The following is a 23,236-nucleotide window of genomic DNA, read 5'->3' as shown; positions in this document are numbered from 1 at the left end:
GTCACCATTCCAATCAATTGCTAAATGTCAAAATCAATCATGTTCTCTGCTATTTCAGAAAAGGATTCTTCCGATTGCGCGAAATATTCTTCCCACTTGGACTTGCTCCATATTTCTATTCGGTTGGATACGCCAATAATCACGCATTCTTTTTGCAGTTGCGCATATTTCAGCAAGTTGGCGGGAAGATTGACCCTTCCTTGTTTATCCAATTCACAATCACACGCTCCGGAAAAGAAGAATCGGGTAAAAGCCCGGGCGTCTTTCTTGGTAAGCGGCAGTGCCTTCATTTTCTCCTCCAGCACCTTCCACTCTTCCATAGGGTAACCAAATAAGCACTCGTCAAGTCCTCTAGTGAGCACAAACCATTCACCAAGAGGCTCTCGAAGCTTAGCCGGTATGATCAAACGGCCCTTTGCATCAATGTTATGATGGAATTCACCCTTGAACATCCCGACTCCCCCACTTTCTCCCCTTACTTTACCACATCCCCCCACTTTTCTCCACTATTTTAACATTCGGCAGAAGCGGCTGTTCCCCTGCTTTCTCAAGCAGTTTTTCATCTGTTTTTTTTTAGTTTTTCTTCCATAATATTGGACCGATCGACAACGAGACCGCTCTCCCTGTAAAATTATGTTCATTCTCAAAAAACAGCTGAATCACTTTTTCAGATGCCGGCAATTTGTATTTCAATGAATTTCTCCCCATAAAAAAGAGGCTGTCCTCAAAAGCCGGTGAAACCGACTTTCGGGACAACCCTGTCTTCTTTCGCGGGAGTGGTGAAATTTAATGCTTACTGTTCAATGACTGACGGCAAAAAGCCTTTAACCAATTACACTTTAATGAGCTGATGATCTCCAGTGAATGAATAATCGAGCTTCATTAAATCCTCGATAAAAGCCAGTCCGTATTTATTTAAATAATAGAAAATATTCCAGATCCTTTCCTGCGGGGAGCCCGCCGGCTTCAGCGCCTGCTGGATGCGGTCGTATTTGTTTAAAGTCGCTTGATGCTTGCTTTCAAGCATGCTATCGGTTTTTCTTTCTAAAAACCGGAACTGCTGCAGATGAAACTCTTTATTCTTATTTATGATCGGCAGCGCTCCTTTATGGAGGTTTTGCGCTCTTTCTTCAATCGCTTGATATTGCTTCATTAAGGACTCTTGAGCGGATTGAATCAACTCGTGAAAATGCTGATCTTTTATCGATGACCAGAACGCCTCTCGTTCAGCAGCCACTCCGTTGCGCACAGCCTGCGGCAAGGAGATGGCAAGGTCACGCAAATCAGCTGCAATATGGCGTTCTGCGATCGTTATATTCAAACGCGCCTGTATCGGGGGCATTTTCATTCCAAGCAGTTCAAAAGCTTGCTTTAATTCTGCCCAATAGGCAATTTCACCGGGACCAGCAATAAAAGCAAGTGTCGGAAACAGCCATTCCTGCATAAGGGGCCGCGTCACTACGTTGTTGCTGAATCTCTCCGGATGCTCCTCCAATAAATGAAGCAACTCATCCTTTTCGTATTCTACTGCTTGATTCTTACCGTAAAAGCGGTTGGAGCTGCGATCATACTCTAATAAAATACGCTCATGATTTTCATAAATAAAAATATTTGCAGCGGCATGATCTAAGCCGATCACCGGACGAAACTCATAATCGGAAACCATCTTTTGCGCCTTTTTTACCTCATCAGTAATTTCACCAGCCTGTTCAATCAGCTGTTTGAAAAAAGGCCTCTCCAATTTCCTTAAAGGCGGATAGGCGGCATCAATTAATAATAGTCCGTATTGGCTGAACAAAGTATGAAGGAGCCTTGCAAAAAAATCTGTCATCGACTGCGAGCCGTCAATGGCTTCATGAATCAATGCCAGCAGATCCTTCGTATGCTCCGTTTCTTCCATCGTCTTCAATACCTTATCTGCCCAAAGCTTCATTTGTGCATGATCAAATTCTATATCAGAGATCATCCGTTTTTCCAATATCCGTTCAGGATAAGCCAACTTCTCTATTTTGTTGGCGTTCTTAATATACACATGATTGACTTCTAAAAAGTCATGGTCCTCCCCAGCGATCCAAAAAACCGGCACAACCGGTATCTTTAATTCCTTCTCCTTTCTGGCCGCCAGAATAAGAACGGAAATCACTTTATGAATCGTATAAAGCGGTCCAGTCAACAGCCCCGCCTGCTGTCCGCCGATTACGACTGTCGATTGTTCTTCCCGCAACTTCCGGAGCGAATTTTGAACGGCTGTAGACGCTGGAAGCGAGCTCATATAGGTTTCTATGCAATCGGCAAGCGGCTTCCTCATGAAGGTGCGGCCCTCAATCTCTCTCACTCGATTGATATAGCTGTCTTCCTGCGTTAATTGATAATGAAAAAAGTCCGTCACGGGCGCTTCTTGCTTCAAGTAAAGAGAAGCGAACCGATTAATGGCCGGAATCGAAACTTGCTCCAGTTCCATAGATATGTACTTCCTTTCTGCACGCATTTTACTGTTCTGAGTATATCATCTAATGAAAAGAAGGAACAATATTGCGGCTTATTCAGCATGCGTTTTCTCCAGCCCTTTTACCATATGATACACCGTTTGCAAAGCAGGCACAGCAATTCCATTTTTGTCCGCCTCCGATAGAACAAAACCAATGATCGCATCCACTTCTGTCGGCCGGCCTGCTTTCAGATCTGAAAGCATGGATGAGCAATTGCCCGATGTTGCCTGGCAAATACGCTGAATGGATTCCCAGCCTTTCTCTGTCTCGTATTCAGAAAAGACAGCAGCAAATTCCTTGAATATCTCCTGCGCTAGCCTGAAATAATGCTTATTAGTCAATAATTCACCGTTTGTGCTATTTAAAATAGCTGTCAATGGATTAATGACCACATTGGCGGACAGCTTCTCAAGCAGCATCCACTTGGCATCATCGCGCCAAACAAACGGAAACCTGTCTCTCATCTTCTCAATAAAACGGGAAATTGCGTTCCTGCTGCCGCGGACGACAGCAATATTCGTGCGGCTCCTCCCTTTCACTTCTATTTGAGCCGCACCCGTCCGCAAAACGCCATGCTCGACTGTCGCCGCAAACACGTTCTTTTGCTTCAGGCAATCCATGACTTCTACATGCCCCATACCATTTTGCAGAAAGATCAAAGCGGTTTCTTTTGGGAGCCGCTCCAGGATCGGAATAGCAGCCGGCAATTGGTATTGCTTCAAAGCGATCACAAGCAAATCCATTTCCTTCATTAGTGCATCCTCGGAAGGCTTTGCTTGAATGGAATAAATGGCGGGCTTTCCCTTTTCTCTTACCTCCACCCCTTGGGCTGTAACGGCATTCGCTTGTTCTATCGTCTTGGTGAATAACACCGCCGGAAATTCCTGAGCTATTTCGACAGCGAAGAACAGACCGATAGCTCCTCCGCCCATGATGCCTATCTTCATATTTTTCCCCTCTTTCACAAAAAACTTGGCATTTATTTTAACCGATTCACAAAAATGAAAGCGTTATCAATTTAACTGTTCATTTATTTACTTTTTTATTATATAATGGATATAACTTAAATAATCCATTGCTTTAGTATTGTTCATAAAAAAAGGAGGACATTACCATGAAAGCAGCAGTAGAAAATTTGAAGCTGAACTTCAAAACAATGGAAGAGTTTACATCCTTCAAAGAGTATGGCCTTGAAGAATTATCCATGCTTGAAGAATTGCAATATACGATGGTGGAAGATCATTCCCACTCTCCCTTTTACGGTATATATTTCGGAGATCAGCTAGTCGCCCGCATGTGTCTGTATGTCAAGACGAACGGCGCTGATCTTCTGCCCAACGATTCTGACCGATATCTTGAAATTTGGAAGCTGGAAGTACTGCCCCAATATCAGCATAGAGGCTTAGGGCTGCAGCTCGTTAACTTTGCCAAGTCGTTTGAAATCCCGATTCTCACGAAAGCCCGCGTGAAATCTCATGATTTCTGGCGCAAAATGGGCTTTACGCCTCTTTCAGAAAACAGCTCACGCTTATACTGGGATCCGCATACAAACCAAAAACAAAAAATCAGTTAACCCGGCCCAGCCGGAAGATACTGCTTCAAAAATCATTCTCAGAGTGCAGATAACGGCGTTTTAGACGCCGTTGTCTGCACTTTTTTTGAAAAGAAGACCGCTCTTTTCCTTTTCCGGAAAGCGCTTGTCGGTCCCGGCTCTCATAGAGAGGCTGGGCTGACCTATGCAAGCGCTGATCATCGGGCTAATGCTGCCTTTATTTTTTCTTCAGAAAGCTTTCCACTGCCTTATGATGGGCCTCGCTCTCCCACAGAACGGCGCATTGTCTGATTTCTTTAGTCATTCGGTCCAACAGTCCGCTTGCTTCCCATTTGTGAATCTGCATTTGTTTATAAGCAGCCAAAACAGAAGGGGCCATTGATAATTCCGTTTGCAAGAAGCGCTCAGCCGCAGCCTCATCCGCTTGATCAACCACCCGATTAATGAAGCCGATTTGATCCAGCTGTTCTGCGCGGTAGACGGCTGCTGTGGTTAATAATTTTAATGCCAGGTGAGAAGGAATCCTTTCAAACAGTAATGTTCCGCCTCCCCAGCCTGTCGTAATCGCCAGGTTTCCTTGAATAAATCCCAGCTTTGCTCCTGTTTTTGCGATCCGAAAATCACAAGCTGCCGCGATTTCACAGCCTCCGCCTACAGCTGCCCCATTCACTAATGCAACAGTTGGCTTTGCCAGCACAGTGAGATCATATAGAATCCTTCCCATTTTAGAAAGCATCGTATAGGCTTCTTCCTCTGTTCTCAACTCATGAAACACGGATAAGTCTCCGCCTGAACAAAAAGCCCGCTCCCCCTCACCCGTGATCACAAGCGCCTGAACATCCGCCTCCTTTGCGCGCTCAATAACCTGTTTCAAGCCATCCATCACAGCGTAATTCACAGCATTTCTTTTTTCTGGCCGGGTTATTTTAAATAACAAAATTCCATTATGTAACCTCTCGATCTGAAAGTCCATCCCCTCGGCTCCTTTCTGTCATTCCCGCATCCTCTGTGCAATTATTCCATCACGGTCTAATTTTCATTGCAGCGTCAGCTTTTCTCTTTTATAAGACTGATTGTACCGTAAGGCAGGATAACTGCCAATCATAACCTTTAGGCTGCCGCCTGCTCATTGAGCTGCGCTCCGCACATTCCTTGAAATGGAAGTTCTTTGGTCGAAAAACGATAAAAAAAACGTGAAGAGCCATGGTCTCTTCACGTTTTTTACAAGGATAGATGCAACAATTATTTGCTTACAACTTCTTTTCCTTTATATGTTCCGCACTCTTTGCATACACGGTGCGCTAGTTTCATTTCTCCGCAGTTTGGGCATGCTACCATACCTGGTACTTGCAATTTGAAATGCGTACGGCGCTTATTCTTTTTAGTAGTAGAAGTTCTTCTGAAAGGTACTGCCATTATTTCCACCTCCTTAAAAGAGAATGTAAGTATATGAAGCCAGAGTTAGCTGGTACTTCTCCATTTTATTCCTCATTTGATTTAAAGAAATCAGCCAGACCGGCTAAACGCGGATCCACCTTCTTATCCTCTTTTGAAAGCTGTTCTTCCTGATGATATTCCCAGCCTTTACCTGATTGAATGAGATGCTGATCCGCATCTTCACTGAACACTTGCATCGGCACTTCCAAAAGAATAGCTTCTTCTAAAACAGGGGCTAGATCAATGACATCTCCCTGCACTTTATGAAGGGACTCTTCATCTTCGGATTCATCAAATAAAGACGGCTTCAACAAAAACGTTTCAGTCATCTGAAAATCAAACGGGTATTCTACATCTACAAGCGTTCGTGAACAAGGCAAAATCATTTGTCCTTCCACCTGCAAATGAAAGGTGACTTTCTCAGGGCTAATATCCGCTTTTCCAGTCACATGCACAGGTGTAATATCCCGGATTTGCGGGTCGCGATCCTTCAAGCTTTGCATATCCGCCAGCTCATCAAGAATCAGACCTTTTTCACGAAGCTTTTGCAATTGAATAATTGACCATTTCAATCCTATCACCTCAAGGCAACAAAAGTAATTATAGCTTTCGCCAAAACGTTTGTCAATATATTTTCTTTACACTTTCAAACGGCGCAGCCGGCGGATAAACCGCTCGGGCTGCCTTCAGTCTCCCGCTCTATTGACAATTTTCCCTCCGTAAACAACAATATTACCATAATCTTATTAAATACTATAGCAAAGGAACATATAAATGAAAACTGTCGGTATTGTCGTCGAATACAACCCTTTTCACAACGGCCATTTATATCATGCGCAAAAGGCGCGCGAAGCAGCGGACGCCGATGTAGTGATCGCCGTGATGAGTGGTCACTTTCTGCAGCGCGGCGAGCCTGCGCTTATGAACAAATGGGCCCGCACAAGAATGGCTCTTTTAAACGGCGTGGACCTCGTTGTCGAGCTGCCTTATGCTTTTTCTGCACAAAAAGCGGATGTTTTTGGCTATGGGGCTATTTCCACCTTAAACGCATTGGGCTGTCATGCCTTTTGTTTTGGCAGTGAAAACGGAAAGCTAGCACCCTTTTTGGATGCGTATTATCATTTGCAGGAATCCGCTCACCTATTAAATGCTCCGATACAGCATTATATGAAAAGGGGCTATAGCTTTCCGCGCGCTCAAGCATTAGCGAGGGAAGCCCTCTTTACAGATGAATGGACTCTGGATTTATCCCAGCCAAATAATATTCTCGGATTTCACTATATTCAAGCGAATGAGCGGATCGGTTCGCCTATGACACCGCTGACCATTAAAAGGCAGCAGGCGGGATATCATGACGATCAGTTAACGGAGGGCGACATCACAAGCGCCACAAGCATCCGTAAAGCGCTAGCTCAAGATCAAGGTTCCTATACAGCTATCCAGAAGTATGTACCGTCAAGTGTGATCGCCGAGATGCAAGACTATTACAGAAAGTATCATACCTTTCACACTTGGGAAATGTATTGGCCTCAGCTTCAATACCGGCTGCTGACAGATGCTTTGCCAGCCCTTCAAGAGATTTATGAAGTTGCGGAAGGAATCGAATACCGTCTGAAGGAAGCTAGCCGGCAGGCCGCCAGCTTCAGCGAGTTTATGCATCAAGTAAAAACAAAGCGCTACACATGGACGCGCATCCAGCGCATGCTTGTTCATCTGTTAACAAACACGACGAAAGCGGAGATGGAAAAGGCTGCTGAATCAGTTCAGTACATTCGGCTATTGGGAATGAACCGGATTGGCCAGGAATATATCCGTTCCATAAAAAAGAAATTGTCTATCCCTCTCATTTCCCGCACCGCCGCGTATAAGGAATTGCTCGCGCTGGATGTAAAAGCTACAGAAGTTTATCTGCAAGGCCTGCGCATTCCTTCATTGCTGGACAGTGAATTTAAACAGCCTCCCATCCTTTGGCCTTAAACACCGCGCTATTGTTCAGCCAGGTAGTCAAGGGCATCATGAAACGATTGAACTGGCACGATCTTCATATCGCTTTGAATGTCTTCTGCTGCCGCCTTGGCTTCTTGGTAGTTCGGCCGGATAGACGGCCATTCCTTTTTCATCTCAGGTGAAATGGCATCATTTGGGGCAAAGAATATTTCCGCGCCCGCTTTGTCCGCCGCTACGACTTTTTGAGCGATTCCTCCAATCCTTCCGACGGTTCCATCCGGCTGAATCGTACCTGTACCGGCAATTTTCCGGCCTTTCGTTACATCCTCCTTCACAAGCTGATTATAGATCTCCAAACTGAACATCAGCCCGGCCGATGGACCGCCAATCGCTTCCGCCTTCAGCTGAACTTTCGGATCGCTTACCAGCTTTCTTCGATCCAGCAAGGTGATGCCTATTCCGGCTTTCCCGCTGCCCTTGGAAAAGCTTTTGAGCGGTAGTTTTATACGTTTCTTTACTTGATCGCGCACATATGTAAGGCGGATCTCATCTCCTGGCCGCTTCGAGTGAATGTATTTGGTGAACTGTTTGGATGTCTTCATTTTTTTATCATCCGCGGCGATGAGCTGATCACCGGCTTTTATCACTCCTTGAGCGGGCATATTAGGAAAAACACTTAATACATACACGCCTTTATTAATAAATTTATACGGCTTTTTCGCTGCGTCAAAAGCCACTTGAATAGCAGAATGCTGAGAATTGTCCATTAAATACTTTTGTCTAATATTGTATTCCTCTTCTGATTCATGCGGAGCGCGTACTTCGCCAACGGGAATGATTTCTTCATAATCCCGAATCGAAGCAACGGCATAGGAAACGGGGGTCGCTTGTCCCATTTTAATCGTTGTCAGCATTAATTCTCCCTTCTCTTTATTGCCTCCAGCTACGCTGACAATCGGCGCTAGCTCATGAGCTTCCCCCGGCTTCATTACATAATAGGGAAGCTGTATAAAAGAAGCGGCAATGAGCATGAACAGGAAAAGATAGGAAAATACAGTTAATTTACTTCTCATTCTGATGCTCCTTCCAGCTTGCAATCTGCTGTTTAATTTCTGGGATCTTCTTTTGTGCTTCGTTTTCTCCCGCCTGAATAATCTCTTCGATGTGAGTAAACGCTCTTGAATTGTACCCGTCCACAGGCGGTCGAATCATGACATTAGAAGCAGTCTGGCGATTTTCTATAATCTCCAATTGTAAAATATCTATGCTTTGCATAATCACATCAAAAATTGTATGAATTTCAGCATTTTTCTTGACGGAGGACACATCGACGCCGATGACGATATCCGCCCCCATTTCTTTGACGACGGACACAGGAACGCGGTCAATCACTCCGCCGTCCACGAGCAAGCGGCCGCCCACTTTTTCCGGAACAAAAATTCCCGGAATGGCAATGCTGGCACGCACTGCTTCAGCGATGGGCCCTTTTGTAAAAACGACTTTCTCCGCCCTTTGGATATCGGTGGCAATAATGGCTACAGGCATATTCAGCTCTTCAATATTTTTACCATATGTGAATAAACGAATAAAACTTTTGATTTTCTTGCCTGAGATAAAGCCCAGTTTAGGAACGATAAAATCCAGAAAATACTTTCTGCGAAAAGCGGTTGAAAGTTTATACAGCTGCTCCATATCCTGACCGGATGCATAGAAGCTTGCCACGAGGGAGCCCATGCTGCTTCCGGCTAGCATATCCACCGGAATGCCGGCATCCTCCAAGGCTTTCAGCACGCCTATGTGCGCAAAGCCCCGCGCTCCGCCTGAGCCAAGAGCCACCCCTATCTTTGGTCGATGCAATATCTTTCCCTCCAATTTAGAATTCTCTTTTAAGCTATGGTCTATTTCTGATTTGTATGAGTATATTGAATAAAACGGGACGAGTGTTTGGTCAGCTGCCTGACAGCAAATCAAACAGCCATTTCACTTACTTTTATAATAGCCAAATGTTTAAATGAATCCCAGACTGACGCGCTTATAGAGTGAATAGGAGGTTTTCAAGATTGACTGGTTCCCATTTTAAAACCATTCTTTTAGCTTTAATGATTACTGCATTCGCTTCTTCCTTAATTATATTTCCCGAGGTTTCAATTGACGCCTCGATTAGAGGGTTGAATATGTGGTGGGAAATTGTCTTTCCCTCGCTGCTTCCTTTCTTTATTCTCTCTGATATGATGATTGGCCTTGGCGTCGTCAGCTTTATCGGCGTTCTTCTAGAACCGCTGATGCGTCCGCTGTTCCGGGTTCCCGGAGCGGGCGGATTTGTATGGGCAATGGCGATGGCGTCCGGATTTCCTTCCGGAGCTAAACTGGCGGCACAATTACGGCAGGAGGGACAACTGACGCGGATTGAAGCCGAACGGCTGATCTGCTTCACTAACTCATCGAACCCTCTCTTCATTTTTGGGGCTGTCTCAGTCGGATTTTTCTACGATGCTCATCTCGGTGTGCTGCTTGCACTCGCTCATTATACAGGCAATTTTTTCGTAGGGTTAACGATGCGGTTTCATGGAGCTGAACGGCAGGCAAAGTCACAGAAAATGAGACCGTTTGCTTTCACATCAGCCTTTTCGGCCATGCATCAAGCCAGATTAAAGGACAATCGGCCGCTGGGCAAGCTAATGGGTGATGCGGTTCTTTCTTCTGTACGAACCCTTTTGATGATTGGCGGATTTATTATTCTGTTTTCCGTTATGAACAAGCTGCTGTTCCATCTTCATGTTACCTCTTTTTTAGCGGGAATAGCCGCAAAGATATTTGCCCTTTTTCATCTTTCTTCCGATTTAAGCATTCCATTTATTGCTGGAGTGTTTGAGATCACACTGGGCAGCCAGATGATCAGTCAAGTTCAGGAAACCCCTCTCGTGCAGCAAGCTGTACTGATCAGCTTTATCCTCGCTTTCAGCGGGTTAAGCGTGCAAGCGCAAGTTGCAAGCATCCTAGCCGAATCAGACATCCGCTTTCGTCCGTTCTTTATCGCGCGAATTCTCCACGGCTGCTATTCAGCGCTGATTGCTTTTGTCCTGTGGGAGCCCGTCTATGAGCAGACCGTGAAGAACGGAGAAACGATGCATTCCATTCCTGTTTTCGGAACTGAACAAACGGCTATAGACGATGCGGTGGTTCTCCTCAAACAATTCGGGCCATTGATCACCATTACCATGCTGGTCATATATACAGCTTTATTAGCCGCGGCTAAAAAGTAAGAAACACCCTGATGGCAGGGTGTTTCAGCCTGTTGACCGACGCTTCTATAAATCTGTCCAAGCTCACTTATCCTCTTATGAACAGGCGGCTCTATGCGAGGATTCAGCAGGGAATCGCGCTTACTTCGACAAGCGTCTTGATGCCGTGCCGAAGAACAGCCTCGCTTCTGTTCTTCCTCTTTTAAAAAAAGATCAGCTGCCCAGTTCAAATTTCCTTTGCAGGGCTCGCTCTACCGCTTTGGGAACAAGTGCAGATATATTCGCTCCATATTTCGCCACTTCTTTGACGATGCTGGAGCTTAAAAAGGAGTATTGACTGTTTGTCATCATAAAAAATGTTTCTAAATGTTCATCCAGCGCCCGGTTCATAGATGTGATTTGCATTTCATATTCAAAGTCTGATACAGCACGCAAACCGCGCAATATGGCATTGGCATTTACACTTTTTGCGTACTCTACCAACAAACCATTATAATGATCCACTTCTACATTCGGCAGGTGACCGGTCACTTCCCGGATGAGATCCATCCGTTCATTCACAGAAAAAAGCGGCGCTTTCGCCGAATTGCTTAATATCACTACATATACTTTATCAAATACTTGAGCTCCTCTTTGAATAATGTCTAGGTGTCCATTCGTAATCGGATCAAAGCTACCTGGACATACTGCAATGCTTGCCATTCGCGCTCCCCCTTATTGACTCAGCCATTTATATATTGATACACGGATCATGCCGTAAGTTTCCATTCTCACTTGATCTAAGCGCCCGACAGCTTCCGGCAGGCTGATATTTGAACTATGCTCACAGACGATGAACCCCTGGTTATCAAGCAATCGTTTCTCTTCAATATAGTGCATCAGCTTTTCTAACTGTTGTTTTTTATACGGCGGATCCAAAAAAATTCCGTGAAACGCCAATTCGCGTTTGGACACTGCTTTCAGCGCCCGCTCTGCATCATTGCGATAAACTTCAGAGCGGTCAGTAAATCCGCAGCTCGCTAAATTTCCTTTTATTGTTTGAACCGCTTTCATTTCACGATCAACAAACAGTACTTTTTCAAAGCCTCTGCTTAATGCTTCAATGCCGAGACCGCCGCTGCCGGCAAAAAGATCCAAGCCAATTCCTCCTGAGAAATACGGGCCAATCATGTTAAATATCGACTCCTTCACTTTATCCGTTGTCGGCCGCGTATTTTGACCTGGTACTGCTTTTAATGAGACTCCTTTATGCGTACCTGAAATTACTCTCATATTCTCTCACCATTCATAAAGATTTTCTTATTCATGTTAACACACTTCAAAAATTGTATCTAGGTGATTTCTTTTTGCGTCTTTCTGTGTTTTTTTAAAAATAGTTGTTTATAATCAGCATGCTTTGTCCATACTACAAATAACAACATCACTCGGGATGTTGTCGATCACGGAGAAAACATACATTCCCCATATGTTTTTTCTCCGGTTTCTCCTCTCCCTTTGCCTTCTGTCTAATTAGACCTAGAAGGACCCTGCTGAGCACAGTCAGCAGGGCTTTTTTTATCCCGGATATAAGATGCCGTACAAGAATGAAGCGGCGACCCAAAAACTTAAGGAAGTCATGGCACCTAAAAGTCCGATTCGTTCAGACTTGTACGATGCGGACAATAATAGGCTGCAGCAGGAGGAAGAAAGAACGCCCCTTGTTTGCAGATTCTTTTTATGATTTAGCGGGTCCATTCATAAATATAGAGACCGCCTTCTCGCTCTTCCATGCGGAGCAAAAATATTTTCTGCATCCATTTGCTTTCTATGTAGAGCTTTCCGCTGTAATAACGCAAAGCATCGTGATAAATGCCGTACTCCTCTTCATTTAGAATCAAACGATTTTGGTCTAAGTCCAGACGATACGTATCAAACTGCTTAACAATCAGCAATTCCCTCTCGTTTGGCAGTTTGTCCACCTGAAATCCCAGCTTTCCTAAAGTCAATCGCAACGGAAAGAATAAACCGCTCTGATCCTTTAATGGCTGGATGCCGGCTCTTTTGCCATTGATATATATTGGGCGGCTCTCTTTAAAAACGAGGGCGTTGAACGGCGGGTCTGCTTCTTTGTTTTCTGTAAAGAAGCGCGTTTCCATTCCCTTCACTTCTGACAGCTTGTGATCCAGTATTTCAGCGGTCACTGCATCCCCTTGCAAATCCAGAAGGGCCGACCGCCACCTCGATTGTTCTTCTGGTGTCAATTGCTGCTGTAATTGTTCATATAGCCATCGAACCTTTTGCGAAGGAGGCGGGGCATTCAGTTCATAGGCGGCAAGAAGCTGCGCCAGCCATTTTTCATTTTGGCTGAATCGATAATCCTTCTCAATCTTGTCTCGTATCATTCCTTGAGACAGCTTGGCTGCTTCCTGACTGCTGCCGACTAAATAAAGACGGTCAGAAGAGTAGGCAGGATGCTGGTCTGTGACGATAATGACAGACGGCTTTTGCCGACTCGCCGCTTCTAATGCCCTCCATGCTTGGCGGCCCAGTTTGAGTGAAGGACTCCCATACAGGCTCACGTTCTTTCCTTTAGCTATCCGCTTTAGCGGCCTTAATTGCCAATAAAGGCTATCAGCTCCTCCCTCCCCTTCAAATACGTAGTAGTCAATCATATCCATCCTCTGAAATCCGGTCGCTTCCAGCCCCGAATGCCAACTCCCGGAGCGCCATGTTTTTTCAGTCAATTGAACTTTTGTCCGCTTGATTTTCAGCTCTTTTATCTTAGCAAACCAGTCAGTCAGCAATAGGGCTGATCGATTTGCTGGCAGCTTCAAGGAATAGAACACCGTAGCGGAAGTTTCTTTTGGAGTAATCAGCACTCCCAGACCTCTAAATGAGCATTTCGCTTCTTGCTTCACACATCCGGCTGATTGAGCATTCGCCGGAAGAACGATAGCAGCGTTCTTACCGGGCTCCAGACGGCTGAAAGTCTGGTAAACCTTGAGACCAAACCGATCATGTTCCAGCTGGATTTGCTGCTCAACCTCCGCTTTATGCGAAGTTTTAGAGTTCTTTTCATAGCCGATCCATTGGTTTACTAGCAAACTCCCGGATACGGCGACTAGCAGCAAAATAAAAGTAAGAAGAAAAACTCTAGTATTCATCATGGCTCCACCCTTACTAGTCAGAAATTCACCTTTTAAGATACCAAATTTCACAAAGCCGCGGACAGCCATTCAGCATTTTTTTTACAGATTTGTGTTGATTTATGATGAGCTGCTCGACTATAGGCTTGAGCAAAGCAGCAGAGAACGGTACAATATAAAAGATTTATTACGAAGAACGGAGGGCATCACTTGATACAGCGATTTATCGAGCTTGGAGAAGGCTATTCAGATTTGTATGAGCTGATGGAGATTGCTAAGAGCAACCAGCATCGTTTAACCCATATGCTAGCTCTGCATACTGCTGCAGAAGATCGCGCAATGACTTCCTTAGTCGTTATTCTGGCACCGACAAGCCCAGGAGACTTTCAGCCGCTATACATTTGCCGGGAAGGGATCCCGCATCCGGAGCATTCAGCGAGCCAGCGATTTAATTTATTTTTGCAAGCAGCCAAAGCATTAAATAAGGAGATCATTCAACTTGAAGTGAAGCATTCAAAAAACTTTGCTGAACCTGCTCTATATTATCAGTATTTAATGGGGATTCTAAGGCTTCATCACTATATCCCCCCTCTGAATTAAAAAAGCACTCTATTCAGCTTAGGCAACGGCAGTTGGCTGAAACTAATCATCATTGAATTCTTAGGCAGTTTTTGCCCGATGCTTAATTGGGCAAAGCTGCCTAATTTTTGGATTCAGCGGTTTAACGGACTTCCTCCAGCTTCTTATACTCCTTCACACATGAACTCTGTTTTGAACCTGACTCAAAAATTTCCTGAGCAAGCATTGTCTAAATAATCGGCTTTCCCGGTGCTCCTCCCCTTACAACTGCTCTTTAACGATTACCCGTTTTAATTTAGAACCTTTTTTCGCCGTAAAAAATCCCCCCTGTACAGACAGTGTAGGCTTTTTTCCTAACTGTTTGCACAGGAGGGGAATATCCGGGCTTCCTGCTTTTTATACGCCGATTTTATAATCATATTCTTTTGCTTTATTCGGTTTGGAATTCTCGTACTCCGTCTTTAAAAACGGCTTAAAAGACAGCTCGACTCTTTTGACAAAAGACAGCGATTGAAGCTTATCGACCGTTCTTTCGATTTCTTCCTGATTACAGTAGACAACCGCATACTTCATCTTCTTGGATACATAGTGAACGTTTCCATATTTTCGCAATGATTTAGCCGGCTTCGTATGATGAAGCCAAACAATAATAGCCTGCCGTTCAGTAAACATATAATCTCCCTTAACCTTAGCCTTTTTACTTCAGTCTAGCACAAAAGGAAAAAAAGAATCAACCATCAAGCCAGATCACTACGCGGAACAGCCGCAGCTTCCTCCGCTCCCGCAGCCCCCGCCGCAGTTCGAATCTGCTGCAAAGAAAGGGTTTCCTCCGGGAACTTTAATCTTCTCGGATACAGAGCGGCCAAGCAAGGCGCTGATTTCATCCAGCAATGACTGCAGCTGACGTTCCGCTACCCGGAAAGCCGCTACCCGTTCATCCAGATCCATTTCCCGCTTGGCTTCCCTTATTTCCTTCATCACCCGGCCATAGTCGGGATGATAGCGGCCAAAGCGCTGAACTTCTTCAAATTGCTCCTTTAAACGTTTGAACCGTTTAATTTTGCTGGCTGTCGCAGGATCGGTATATAAATGAGAGTAGCAGGTCTGATACTTTTCCGCCACATCCGATTGCATAATCATGGATGCCAGCTGTTCAGCCTGCTCTACTGTTTTAATTTTCTCTAATGTAGCTGTAAGCAAAATGCCCACCTCCATTCCTTTATATTATCACATTTCCCTCGAAAGAAAAATGCTTACGGAATGGTGATGAAGAAAGTTTTCTCAAATCCCAGCGGACGATTGTGGGCATCGGTTAACTGAATATGAACTTTATGCTTTCCTGGTGTTAAACCTTTGACAATAAACGCAGCGGTATGATAATTTTTGTAAAACTTATCATCTATATACACCACTGCACGGCCTTTAACGGTTCCATCCGACCGGTGATTTGCAAAAGAGACCCCGTTGACTACGCATTCAATAAATAGCTGATTCCCTTTTAACAAATGACGAACAGTCCAATGATTGGACGGTCTGTTCTGCGCTTGAGCTTCCGCTTCCGTTAAAGAAGGCACCGGCTTGAGCGCTTCAGGCTCAGGGTAATATTGCTTGCATCCGGCTAATCCAATTGCCATGATCATCAGCCAAGCTTTCATGCTTCACACTCCTCTTCTTTTTTATTAGTGTGAGCAAAAAAGCGCTTTTTATTGATCCTTTTTTTGTTTAGCCTCAGAATCGCCAGCAGCATTTCCCGAATTGCTTGACACTTGGGCATTCATTAATGAAAATAGGGTTGTTGCCAATTGTATGCTGTCACTGACACGTTCAACGTGATGAGGAAGCGTTTTTTTATGAAAGTGCAGGCTAGCTCTTTCAAACTGTCCAAAGTGATCAGGATTTCTGCTTAGCAACCGGTACCAAATGGGCTCATTCCTTAAATAATGAAGCCACTCTTGCTTCTGCATAATTCTCTCCATAATCTCTTGTCTCACAATCGTCTACTCCCTTTCCTCTGCCTGATAATGTTCTAATGCGGAGGGTCGCGAATTTTGACGGTTCATTTCCCCGAAGTCAGCCAACATCATTTGCACTGTTTCAATAACCGACTGCAATTCCGCTACATAGCTGTTCCACTTCTTGCTGTCCAAGGAAGAAACGGCTTCAGCGATCTTCGTGAGCCAATCCGGCTTTTGCGGCTGTTCATCCTTTTCTTTGTTAGAAGAATGCCACTCTTCAAACAGCTCCTGCAATGTTTTTTGGCGCCGCCTTACCATCTTTCTTAAATCTTCTCGCTGACTCATAAACCGCTTGAACTCCTGCACTTCCGGATGTAAGGAATCATTTTTCACAAAGCATCCCCCGCCCATTCTTTTGCTACTATTACTGTATGGCGGCTCTTGAAAAAAGTGCAAAACCTTCCTGCATATAAGATGCCGCAGCCCCTTCAAAAATGAAGCGGGGACCGCGGCACCCAAATCCTGATTCGTTTGGAGCTAGACAACGCAGGTGACAATGGCGCTGCAGCAGAGCACGAAAGAACCCCTCTAATGCTGGAAGATTACTTTAGCGAGCGGTTAGATAGTGAGCTGAGGCGTACTGCAAAAGAGACTGAGCTGGCCTTATAACAGCGTCAGCCCGCTTTATCTACTTAGCGCCCCAGAAAGTTTTGCGTATAATATTTGCGGTAAACACCGACACCTAACAATGTAAAATCCTTTTCCAGAAGGGCTTGGCGATGTCCTTTAGAATTGAGCCACCCTTCTACGGCAGCCGGTCCATCAATATAGTTGGCGGCTATGTTTTCACCAGCAAGCTCATAAGAAATATCGGCTGCCTGCAGGCGATCTCCCAGGTCACCGGCCGTCGGCGATTCATGGGCGAAATAATTCTTTTCAAACATTTCTTTACTGTGGCGCTTGGCAACTGCAGCAGCAGCTGGTTCCCATTTCACTGTGCCCAGATCAAATCTGGCACGAATGATATTGGTCAAATCCAAGATTTGCTGCTCGCTCCCTCTTTCAATTTGAGCCCAGCGTTTAGCTGAGGGCTCAGCCACTGCCGGCAGCTCACCGCGATAAACCAGCTCATACGGACGCAGCTTAATTAAACAATCTTTCGTTAAAAAACGGACGCTCGAAAGCTTGCCTGTAAATTGATCTATATATAATTGCGCGTAAATATCCCCCAAAGGAATAAGCGGACGAATATTATAGTCCTCCTCTGATAATTCAAAACGGTAGGTGCCCGTTTTATTCTTCACGACTACTTCTGTATCTAAGGGATTCGACTGAAAAATCCCTTCCATGCGCTGGCCGAGCTTAAAAGGGGCTGCGTCGGCTTGTCCTGCCGCATAAGCGGATACCACCCGATTGTTTTCAATTCCAAATTGCATATACTGATTTGCTTTCTTATACACCCACCATTCATATCCATACGCCGAAGGATCCTTTCTTACCGGCTGCCCAAATGCATGAATAACTTCTTTAGATGGTTTGCCAACAAATGAACCGCTCCCTTTCTCCGGCGCCTTACGCACAGAGACAGATTGAGATCCTTTCTCCAATTCCTTCTCCAGCTCTTTACTCGCCTTTTGCGGAGAGACGCTCGTGGAATTTTCAAGCACTTCATTCTCCTTGATGGATTGGTTCAAGTATATACCGACAATTAAAACAATCGACATCACCACTAAAATTCTGATAACTGATCGCAGAAGATAACCTCCTTCCATCCTACCATCCTAACCGATGATTACTGTCATTATAACACTTTGGTTTGAGTGTATCACATGCTGAAGCTTCTACAAGCCGTTGAGCGCTTTCATCCTCTTTCTAAACAGCAATGAAGACTGTTCTAAATTAATCCGCTGGAATTCTCCCAATAGATTGCAAGAACTGCCATTTTCGACTATTATGGAAATGAGGCAATAGACTGCTGATGTGCTTTGTAACCGGGTACATGCCACGAAATTCAGGAGGGGTTTTTCATGAAATTTGATAACACGGGTTTAGAAAACTTACAGCTGGATTTTAATCGTTTGAACTTTATATTAACTTCACACGGTTTCGTTCTTGCTGGTCAATGGGATTATGAGCGCGTCACGTTTGACCGCAAATTTGAATTAAAAGAAGGTACATATTACTTGCGTATGCAAGCGTATGCAACGGAAGGGGATATCGGAGCTGCGAATGCCGTCGTTCAATTGCTTCCTCCTCTTTTAGGAAAACATTATTATCCGCACGGTGTGGAATATGGAGACGATGAGATGTATCCAGCCTCATTAGTGGAAACTTGCGAAAAAGTTCTTGCTGATGTGAAGAATGAGGTCTCTGAATTCACAGTATAATAGAGTCATGAAAAGCGCCGATCCTTCTATCGTGGCGCTTTTTTTAAAGGAAAAACAGGGGAAACCCCCTGTTTAAAACCCTAATATCGCTTTAATGACAGATGTGGTTTCTCCGCCTTTATATAAAACGTATAGGAGAATATAGACAGCCACTCCCGTGATGGCCGTAAAAAACCAAATAACACTCGTAATAGGGCCGATTTTTTTATGTCTGATTAAATTGTTTTTCAATCCTGATAAGATCGTAACAATCCCAAACACAGCCCCAGTTGTCGCCAGCGTAATATGAAAAATTAAAAAGGCTGTATAATAGATCTTGATTTCATCCGGCCCGCCAAAAGCAGTGTTCCCCACAAATACAGTGCGGCTTACATAAATAATGAAAAAGCATATAGCAAATACGGCGGCGGTCAGCATCGTTTTCTTATGCTGTTCGATCTTTCTTTGTTTAATTTGCGCCCAGCCTATCGCTACAAAAATCGCGCTTAACACAATAAAAGATGTACTGATTGTTGGCAAAATTGGTAGTGACATCGTTTCCTCTCTTTCCTACACTCGATATTCCTTCATCGTATGTATTGGGAAGGGGATTGCTTCCTCTTCCCTTTGCTTATTTAATCAAGTTGGCCTGATGTTTAGCCAGTGCTTCCTGAGTAATCGTCTCGTCATCCTTGCGCTCTTTTCGGTACCATTCAAAAAAGACCTGCGCCAATATCACACCATATACAATTTCTTGAATGATTTTCATCAGCACTCCGCCGAGCTGCTGATCCTCCAAGATCGGCATATCAGAAAAAAGTTCAGGACCGCTTAAACTTAAGCTTTGTAAAGTATTCGTCGGAACACAGAGTTCCATAGCCTGCAGCCACATGCTGGCGTCACTGTAAGTGGCATACACAGGAGAAGTCGCGAAGATGATAAGTGCGCAGGCAGGAGTAAGCAAAATCCCGTCAGCAAAAATATAGCCGACCTTTTTGAGACCGCTTAATTGCTTTCCTCTTGGCATCTCATTCACTAGTGGCCACCACATGAAAATTGCAAAAATAAACAGCATAAATGTGTATAAGCCATGAAGCGTTTCGCTCATTTTAATATAATCAAACACTAAAGGAATGTGGTAAATCGAAAACAGTCCATTAAACAGTACGAGGGCAATCAGCGGCTTAGTAAGAAGCTGAAAGACCGGCCGAATCACCGGAAGCTGAATCACTGCTTTCCAAACCCACCAAGGAATCCCTTTAATCAGCAGCGGCGGCACAACTAAATAAAGAACAGCCATCTGCACCATATGATAAGTGAACATAATATGTCCCATCAAGTCAATTGGAGCGCCTTTAACCGCATACAATACAAGCATCGCCGCGATAAATAGAAATGCTTGCCGCTTTGTTAACGGTTCACTCTCTTTAAAATCCTTCCGCCATTTTACAGTAATGAAAAAATACAAAACCGTTAAAAAGGTCAAGAGCAAAATAAATAACGGACTCCATAATGCTTGAAATCCAAATATACCGATTGGCATTTTTTTCACCTCGACAATTTTTGAGATGCCCTACCGCCTATTATACCTTTCCCGCTTAGGGCGATCAATCATTTACGATGACAAGTTCATGACAATCCGAAAAGAACGGAAGCCTTCCTACAGCAAAAGGTCAGCCCTTAAAGGACTGACCTTTCTTTTAAATCCAAACGACTGTCATAAACGCTAATACAGTGACAAAGGCTACTACTATACCTGACCATAGGAACAGCGACGGTGCTTCATGCCCTTTATGCTTCATGTGCATAAAGTAGTATAATTGAAAAGCTACTTGAACACATGCCAGCAAAAGAATAAAAGGGATGACAAACCATTTAGAGAATCCTGCCGCTACAGTAACAAAAGCCACCACTGTAAAGAAAATCATCAAAGTAAAAGAAACGACTTGCATTCTCATTTCTTCAGCATTCTTTTTGCGCCGGTATTCGTAATCGACTCTTGGGTTGCTCGAGCTTGATTGATTGTGCTTCACCATCAATTATCCCACCATTCCCATTAAGTATACTACAGTAAAGATGAATACCCATACAACGTCGATAAAGTGCCAGTAAAGGCTTGCCAAATAAAATTTAGGCGCGTTGTAAAGGTTTAATCCTCGACCTGCGTTACGAACCATCAACGTGATGATCCACGATAGCCCAAAAATGACGTGGGCACCATGGAATCCGACTAATGTGTAGAATGCTGATCCAAATGCACTGCTCGTAAATGTGTGATTGTATTCTTTATAGTAATGAACAAACTCGTAAATTTCACAGCCAAGGAATCCTAAACCAAGGATCACCGTAAACAGCAGCCAAGCCTGCATCCGCTTGAAATTATAGTTTTTCATATGATACATAGCATAGACGCTTGTCAATGAACTCGTTAAAAGCAGCATCGTCATCACAAACACTAACGGAAGCTGGAATAAGTCTTTTGCCAATGCGTGATCCGGACTTGGCACCTTATCCTTCAGCGCGATGTAAGTGGCAAAGAGAGAGGCGAATAAAACGGTCTCTCCTCCCAGAAAGAACCAGAAGCCTAAGAATTTATTTTTCCCTTCAAGGGTCGCTTTCTCAGGCGCTTCGGGCCAAGTTTGGGGCGTGAACTTTTCATTCGCTTGCATTATGCCTTAACCCCCTTATCTTTCTCCTCAATTAAATCCTCTTTATGGATATGGAAGCCATGATCATCCTTAATAGAACGGATTAGCATCGTGATGAATGTAATCGCCAATCCCCCAATTAATACCGGAATAGCCCACGGCTTATCATCAATTTGATACATAGCTCCGAAAGAAGCAACAAATAATCCGAAAGAAATGATAAATGGGGCAATCGATGGATTTGGCATATGAATGTCCCCAAGCGGTTCAGCCGGCGTTAAGCCTTTTTTGCCTTCCATCTTTTCAATCCAATACGTGTCTAACCCGCGAACGAGCGGTAATTGCTTAAAATTATAGAATGGAGGCGGTGAAGCGATAGCCCATTCAAGCGTACGTCCATCTCCCCACGGATCGTTTCCAACTTTTTCGTTCTTCACGGTCGTAATGACAATGTTCAGCAATAGGACAATGACGCCAAATGCCATACAGGCAGCGCCGATCGAGCTGACTAAGTTTCCCGTATCCAAACCTTGGCCAGGAAGGAATGTCCACACGCGGCGAGGCATTCCCATCAATCCAAGAAAATGCTGTACGAAGAAGGTTAAATGGAACCCTAAAACGAATGTGACGAACGTGATTTTGCCCAATGTCTCATTCAGCATCGTTCCAAACATTTTCGGCCAATAGAAATGGGTTGCGGCTAAAATACCTAACACGACCCCACCGACAATTACATAGTGGAAGTGAGCCACGATAAAATACGTATCATGATACTGGTAATCCGCCGGAGCTGCGGCCTGCATGACACCTGTTACCCCACCAGCAACGAACGAAGGGATAAAGGCAACAGCATACAGCATCGGCGTTGTAAACTGAATGCTTCCTCCCCAGATCGTCAGCAGCCAGTTAAAGATTTTAATTCCTGTTGGCACCGCAATGGCCATTGTTGCAACCGCAAAGATCGCGTTGGCAACCGGACCCATACCGGTAGTAAACATGTGGTGAGCCCAAACCATGAAGCCTAGGAAACCGATCAGCACAGTGGCAAATACCATTGAAGAATATCCGAACAATCGTTTTCTGGAAAACGTTGCAAAAATCTCAGAGAAAATACCGAACGCCGGCAATATTAGAATGTACACTTCCGGGTGACCAAAGATCCAGAAGAAATGCTCCCAGATAATCGTGTTTCCGCCAGCAGCGACATCAAAAAAGTTTGCGCCGAATAAACGGTCAAACATCAGCATGAAAATACCGATGGTCAGCGGCGGAAATGCGAATAAAATTAAGGCAGACGCCACAAAAGTTGTCCATGTGAATAACGGCATTCTCATATAGGTCATACCTGGAGCGCGCATGTTAATAATCGTAACGAGGAAGTTAATTCCCCCGATCAGCGTACCGAATCCGGATACTTGCAGACCAAGAAGATAGAAATCAATTCCGTGGCCTTCAGACGCCAGTGACAGGGAAGCGTAAGAAGTCCATCCCGCATCAGGGGCTCCGCCAAGGAACCAAGATAAGTTTAAAAATAATCCGCCGAAAAAGAACAGCCAAAAACCTAATGCATTTAAGAACGGAAAAGCCACATCACGGGCACCGATTTGAAGCGGCATGACCGCGTTCATGAAAGCAAACAGCAACGGCATCGCTGCTAAGAATATCATCGTGGTGCCGTGCATGGTAAGGATCTCGTTAAATAGTCCGGCACTGACAAAATCATTGTTCGGTACTGCAAGCTGAATTCGAATCAACATGGCCTCAACACCGCCCATGAGGAAGAAAATTCCGCCTGCAATTAGGTAAAGGATCGCAATTTTCTTATGGTCAACTGTCGTTAAATAGTCCCAAATAGTTCCCGCGAAACCTTTTTTTTGTGCAATGGTACTCAACGGC

At 44.5% G+C, this 23,236-nt stretch carries 28 protein-coding genes; 5 read left to right on the top strand and 23 right to left on the bottom strand.

Annotated features, from left to right (window positions below; all coding sequences use genetic code 11):
- Positions 1 to 20: 20 nt before the first annotated feature.
- The 4 genes from mraZ to CEF20_RS05300 all read right to left on the bottom strand — a co-directional run bounded on the left by mraZ (position 21) and on the right by CEF20_RS05300 (position 3,436).
- Positions 21 to 452: a division/cell wall cluster transcriptional repressor MraZ gene (gene mraZ, locus CEF20_RS05310; protein WP_100330818.1), complete on the bottom strand. Its 432-nt coding sequence runs from the start codon at positions 450 to 452 to the stop codon at positions 21 to 23.
- 121 nt (positions 453 to 573) lie between these two features.
- On the bottom strand, positions 574 to 708 hold the full coding sequence (locus CEF20_RS17280; RefSeq protein WP_269799211.1) for a hypothetical protein: 135 nt from the start codon (positions 706 to 708) through the stop codon (positions 574 to 576).
- A 124-nt stretch (positions 709 to 832) separates the two neighbouring features.
- Positions 833 to 2,461, bottom strand: coding sequence for a bacillithiol biosynthesis cysteine-adding enzyme BshC (gene bshC, locus CEF20_RS05305; RefSeq protein ID WP_100330817.1), 1,629 nt, complete (start codon positions 2,459 to 2,461; stop codon positions 833 to 835).
- A gap of 78 nt (positions 2,462 to 2,539) precedes the next feature.
- On the bottom strand, positions 2,540 to 3,436 hold the full coding sequence (locus tag CEF20_RS05300; protein WP_100330816.1) for a ketopantoate reductase family protein: 897 nt from the start codon (positions 3,434 to 3,436) through the stop codon (positions 2,540 to 2,542).
- Between the two features lie 167 nt (positions 3,437 to 3,603).
- Here CEF20_RS05300 and CEF20_RS05295 point away from each other — a divergent pair, with 167 nt between their 5' ends.
- Complete coding sequence (locus tag CEF20_RS05295) at positions 3,604 to 4,062, top strand: N-acetyltransferase (protein ID WP_100330815.1); 459 nt, start codon at positions 3,604 to 3,606, stop codon at positions 4,060 to 4,062.
- Between the two features lie 196 nt (positions 4,063 to 4,258).
- On the opposite strand, the gene CEF20_RS05290 is transcribed toward CEF20_RS05295, so the two are convergent.
- The 3 genes from CEF20_RS05290 to CEF20_RS05280 form a co-directional block, all read right to left on the bottom strand.
- Positions 4,259 to 5,014 (bottom strand): enoyl-CoA hydratase/isomerase family protein, encoded by a 756-nt coding sequence (locus CEF20_RS05290; protein ID WP_100330814.1) that lies wholly within the window; start codon positions 5,012 to 5,014, stop codon positions 4,259 to 4,261.
- Positions 5,015 to 5,283: 269 nt separating this feature from the next.
- Positions 5,284 to 5,457: a 50S ribosomal protein L32 gene (gene rpmF, locus CEF20_RS05285; RefSeq protein WP_094834941.1), complete on the bottom strand. Its 174-nt coding sequence runs from the start codon at positions 5,455 to 5,457 to the stop codon at positions 5,284 to 5,286.
- Between the two features lie 65 nt (positions 5,458 to 5,522).
- Positions 5,523 to 6,050 (bottom strand): YceD family protein, encoded by a 528-nt coding sequence (locus tag CEF20_RS05280; protein ID WP_100330813.1) that lies wholly within the window; start codon positions 6,048 to 6,050, stop codon positions 5,523 to 5,525.
- Between the two features lie 202 nt (positions 6,051 to 6,252).
- On the opposite strand from CEF20_RS05280, the gene CEF20_RS05275 reads away from it, so the two are divergent.
- Complete coding sequence (locus CEF20_RS05275) at positions 6,253 to 7,455, top strand: nucleotidyltransferase (protein ID WP_100330812.1); 1,203 nt, start codon at positions 6,253 to 6,255, stop codon at positions 7,453 to 7,455.
- An 8-nt stretch (positions 7,456 to 7,463) separates the two neighbouring features.
- Here the strand turns inward: CEF20_RS05275 and CEF20_RS05270 are convergent, their stop codons facing one another.
- Both CEF20_RS05270 and CEF20_RS05265 read right to left on the bottom strand, forming a co-directional pair.
- Positions 7,464 to 8,498 (bottom strand): SepM family pheromone-processing serine protease, encoded by a 1,035-nt coding sequence (locus tag CEF20_RS05270; protein ID WP_100330811.1) that lies wholly within the window; start codon positions 8,496 to 8,498, stop codon positions 7,464 to 7,466.
- On the bottom strand, positions 8,488 to 9,282 hold the full coding sequence (locus CEF20_RS05265) for a patatin-like phospholipase family protein (protein ID WP_100330810.1): 795 nt from the start codon (positions 9,280 to 9,282) through the stop codon (positions 8,488 to 8,490). The genes CEF20_RS05270 and CEF20_RS05265 overlap by 11 nt, the downstream gene beginning before the upstream one ends.
- A gap of 203 nt (positions 9,283 to 9,485) precedes the next feature.
- On the opposite strand from CEF20_RS05265, the gene ylbJ reads away from it, so the two are divergent.
- Positions 9,486 to 10,688: a sporulation integral membrane protein YlbJ gene (gene ylbJ / locus CEF20_RS05260; RefSeq protein ID WP_408607780.1), complete on the top strand. Its 1,203-nt coding sequence runs from the start codon at positions 9,486 to 9,488 to the stop codon at positions 10,686 to 10,688.
- A 192-nt stretch (positions 10,689 to 10,880) separates the two neighbouring features.
- On the opposite strand, the gene coaD is transcribed toward ylbJ, so the two are convergent.
- The 3 genes from coaD to CEF20_RS05245 all read right to left on the bottom strand — a co-directional run bounded on the left by coaD (position 10,881) and on the right by CEF20_RS05245 (position 13,810).
- On the bottom strand, positions 10,881 to 11,369 hold the full coding sequence (gene coaD, locus CEF20_RS05255; protein WP_100330809.1) for a pantetheine-phosphate adenylyltransferase: 489 nt from the start codon (positions 11,367 to 11,369) through the stop codon (positions 10,881 to 10,883).
- Positions 11,370 to 11,381: 12 nt separating this feature from the next.
- Entirely contained in the window at positions 11,382 to 11,939 is a 558-nt protein-coding gene (gene rsmD / locus CEF20_RS05250; protein ID WP_100330808.1) for a 16S rRNA (guanine(966)-N(2))-methyltransferase RsmD, read from the bottom strand.
- A 449-nt stretch (positions 11,940 to 12,388) separates the two neighbouring features.
- Positions 12,389 to 13,810: a hypothetical protein gene (locus CEF20_RS05245; RefSeq protein ID WP_198508470.1), complete on the bottom strand. Its 1,422-nt coding sequence runs from the start codon at positions 13,808 to 13,810 to the stop codon at positions 12,389 to 12,391.
- Positions 13,811 to 14,002: 192 nt separating this feature from the next.
- Between CEF20_RS05245 and CEF20_RS05240 the strand changes: the two genes are divergently transcribed.
- Positions 14,003 to 14,392, top strand: coding sequence for a DUF7147 family protein (locus CEF20_RS05240; RefSeq protein WP_100330806.1), 390 nt, complete (start codon positions 14,003 to 14,005; stop codon positions 14,390 to 14,392).
- 375 nt (positions 14,393 to 14,767) lie between these two features.
- Here CEF20_RS05240 and CEF20_RS05235 read toward each other — a convergent pair whose 3' ends face one another.
- From CEF20_RS05235 to CEF20_RS05210, 6 genes are all read right to left on the bottom strand, one after another.
- Positions 14,768 to 15,043 carry a YlbG family protein gene (locus tag CEF20_RS05235; RefSeq protein WP_100330805.1) on the bottom strand — a complete coding sequence of 92 codons (276 nt, stop codon included), beginning with the start codon at positions 15,041 to 15,043 and terminating at the stop codon, positions 14,768 to 14,770.
- Between the two features lie 78 nt (positions 15,044 to 15,121).
- The gene (locus tag CEF20_RS05230; protein ID WP_100330804.1) at positions 15,122 to 15,586 is read right to left on the bottom strand and encodes a YlbF/YmcA family competence regulator; all 465 of its coding nucleotides are present in this window, start codon (positions 15,584 to 15,586) and stop codon (positions 15,122 to 15,124) included.
- A 38-nt stretch (positions 15,587 to 15,624) separates the two neighbouring features.
- Positions 15,625 to 16,026, bottom strand: a complete 402-nt coding sequence (locus tag CEF20_RS05225) for a DUF6130 family protein (RefSeq protein ID WP_100330803.1) — start codon at positions 16,024 to 16,026, stop codon at positions 15,625 to 15,627.
- A gap of 48 nt (positions 16,027 to 16,074) precedes the next feature.
- The gene (locus CEF20_RS05220) at positions 16,075 to 16,362 is read right to left on the bottom strand and encodes a YlbE-like family protein (RefSeq protein WP_232713380.1); all 288 of its coding nucleotides are present in this window, start codon (positions 16,360 to 16,362) and stop codon (positions 16,075 to 16,077) included.
- A 6-nt stretch (positions 16,363 to 16,368) separates the two neighbouring features.
- A complete protein-coding gene (gene ylbD / locus CEF20_RS05215) occupies positions 16,369 to 16,719 on the bottom strand; it encodes a spore coat protein YlbD (RefSeq protein WP_100330802.1) in 351 nt (116 codons plus the stop codon).
- A gap of 299 nt (positions 16,720 to 17,018) precedes the next feature.
- Positions 17,019 to 18,050: a CAP domain-containing protein gene (locus tag CEF20_RS05210; protein WP_100332006.1), complete on the bottom strand. Its 1,032-nt coding sequence runs from the start codon at positions 18,048 to 18,050 to the stop codon at positions 17,019 to 17,021.
- A 303-nt stretch (positions 18,051 to 18,353) separates the two neighbouring features.
- On the opposite strand from CEF20_RS05210, the gene CEF20_RS05205 reads away from it, so the two are divergent.
- Positions 18,354 to 18,713, top strand: a complete 360-nt coding sequence (locus CEF20_RS05205) for a YugN family protein (protein WP_100330801.1) — start codon at positions 18,354 to 18,356, stop codon at positions 18,711 to 18,713.
- A gap of 72 nt (positions 18,714 to 18,785) precedes the next feature.
- Here CEF20_RS05205 and CEF20_RS05200 read toward each other — a convergent pair whose 3' ends face one another.
- The 5 genes from CEF20_RS05200 to ctaD all read right to left on the bottom strand — a co-directional run bounded on the left by CEF20_RS05200 (position 18,786) and on the right by ctaD (position 23,232).
- Positions 18,786 to 19,247 (bottom strand): DUF420 domain-containing protein, encoded by a 462-nt coding sequence (locus CEF20_RS05200; RefSeq protein WP_100330800.1) that lies wholly within the window; start codon positions 19,245 to 19,247, stop codon positions 18,786 to 18,788.
- 76 nt (positions 19,248 to 19,323) lie between these two features.
- Positions 19,324 to 20,235: a cytochrome c oxidase assembly factor CtaG gene (ctaG, locus tag CEF20_RS05195; RefSeq protein WP_100330799.1), complete on the bottom strand. Its 912-nt coding sequence runs from the start codon at positions 20,233 to 20,235 to the stop codon at positions 19,324 to 19,326.
- 157 nt (positions 20,236 to 20,392) lie between these two features.
- Positions 20,393 to 20,728, bottom strand: a complete 336-nt coding sequence (gene ctaF / locus CEF20_RS05190) for a cytochrome c oxidase subunit IVB (protein WP_100330798.1) — start codon at positions 20,726 to 20,728, stop codon at positions 20,393 to 20,395.
- Positions 20,729 to 20,731: 3 nt separating this feature from the next.
- The gene (locus tag CEF20_RS05185; RefSeq protein WP_100330797.1) at positions 20,732 to 21,361 is read right to left on the bottom strand and encodes a cytochrome (ubi)quinol oxidase subunit III; all 630 of its coding nucleotides are present in this window, start codon (positions 21,359 to 21,361) and stop codon (positions 20,732 to 20,734) included.
- Positions 21,361 to 23,232: a cytochrome c oxidase subunit I gene (ctaD, locus tag CEF20_RS05180; protein WP_100330796.1), complete on the bottom strand. Its 1,872-nt coding sequence runs from the start codon at positions 23,230 to 23,232 to the stop codon at positions 21,361 to 21,363. Before ctaD ends, CEF20_RS05185 begins: the two co-directional genes overlap by 1 nt.
- Positions 23,233 to 23,236 lie beyond the last annotated feature (4 nt).

It is taken from the genome of Bacillus xiapuensis, assembly GCF_002797355.1.
Taxonomy (GTDB): domain Bacteria; phylum Bacillota; class Bacilli; order Bacillales; family Domibacillaceae; genus Bacillus_CE; species Bacillus_CE xiapuensis.
The sequence above is the reverse complement of the archived record's forward strand: the minus strand, read 5'-3'. Positions and strand labels throughout refer to the sequence as shown.

Bases quoted from the DNA above. Each gene is read 5' to 3' on its own strand.
- rpmF (WP_094834941.1), bottom strand. From the start codon at position 5,457: ATGGCAGTACCTTTCAGAAGAACTTCTACTACTAAAAAGAATAAGCGC.
- CEF20_RS05185 (WP_100330797.1), bottom strand. From the start codon at position 21,361: ATGCAAGCGAATGAAAAGTTCACGCCCCAAACTTGGCCCGAAGCGCCT.
- CEF20_RS05205 (WP_100330801.1), top strand. From the start codon at position 18,354: ATGAAATTTGATAACACGGGTTTAGAAAACTTACAGCTGGATTTTAAT.
- CEF20_RS05300 (WP_100330816.1), bottom strand. From the start codon at position 3,436: ATGAAGATAGGCATCATGGGCGGAGGAGCTATCGGTCTGTTCTTCGCT.
- CEF20_RS05230 (WP_100330804.1), bottom strand. From the start codon at position 15,586: ATGGAGGTGGGCATTTTGCTTACAGCTACATTAGAGAAAATTAAAACA.
- ctaG (WP_100330799.1), bottom strand. From the start codon at position 20,235: ATGCCAATCGGTATATTTGGATTTCAAGCATTATGGAGTCCGTTATTT.
- CEF20_RS17280 (WP_269799211.1), bottom strand. From the start codon at position 708: ATGGGGAGAAATTCATTGAAATACAAATTGCCGGCATCTGAAAAAGTG.
- rsmD (WP_100330808.1), bottom strand. From the start codon at position 11,939: ATGAGAGTAATTTCAGGTACGCATAAAGGAGTCTCATTAAAAGCAGTA.
- CEF20_RS05235 (WP_100330805.1), bottom strand. From the start codon at position 15,043: ATGTTTACTGAACGGCAGGCTATTATTGTTTGGCTTCATCATACGAAG.
- bshC (WP_100330817.1), bottom strand. From the start codon at position 2,461: ATGGAACTGGAGCAAGTTTCGATTCCGGCCATTAATCGGTTCGCTTCT.
- CEF20_RS05245 (WP_198508470.1), bottom strand. From the start codon at position 13,810: ATGAATACTAGAGTTTTTCTTCTTACTTTTATTTTGCTGCTAGTCGCC.
- CEF20_RS05275 (WP_100330812.1), top strand. From the start codon at position 6,253: ATGAAAACTGTCGGTATTGTCGTCGAATACAACCCTTTTCACAACGGC.
- ctaF (WP_100330798.1), bottom strand. From the start codon at position 20,728: ATGGTGAAGCACAATCAATCAAGCTCGAGCAACCCAAGAGTCGATTAC.
- CEF20_RS05290 (WP_100330814.1), bottom strand. From the start codon at position 5,014: ATGGACTTTCAGATCGAGAGGTTACATAATGGAATTTTGTTATTTAAA.
- CEF20_RS05210 (WP_100332006.1), bottom strand. From the start codon at position 18,050: ATGTCGATTGTTTTAATTGTCGGTATATACTTGAACCAATCCATCAAG.
- coaD (WP_100330809.1), bottom strand. From the start codon at position 11,369: ATGGCAAGCATTGCAGTATGTCCAGGTAGCTTTGATCCGATTACGAAT.
- mraZ (WP_100330818.1), bottom strand. From the start codon at position 452: ATGTTCAAGGGTGAATTCCATCATAACATTGATGCAAAGGGCCGTTTG.
- CEF20_RS05225 (WP_100330803.1), bottom strand. From the start codon at position 16,026: ATGAAAGCTTGGCTGATGATCATGGCAATTGGATTAGCCGGATGCAAG.
- CEF20_RS05200 (WP_100330800.1), bottom strand. From the start codon at position 19,247: ATGTCACTACCAATTTTGCCAACAATCAGTACATCTTTTATTGTGTTA.
- CEF20_RS05295 (WP_100330815.1), top strand. From the start codon at position 3,604: ATGAAAGCAGCAGTAGAAAATTTGAAGCTGAACTTCAAAACAATGGAA.
- CEF20_RS05270 (WP_100330811.1), bottom strand. From the start codon at position 8,498: ATGAGAAGTAAATTAACTGTATTTTCCTATCTTTTCCTGTTCATGCTC.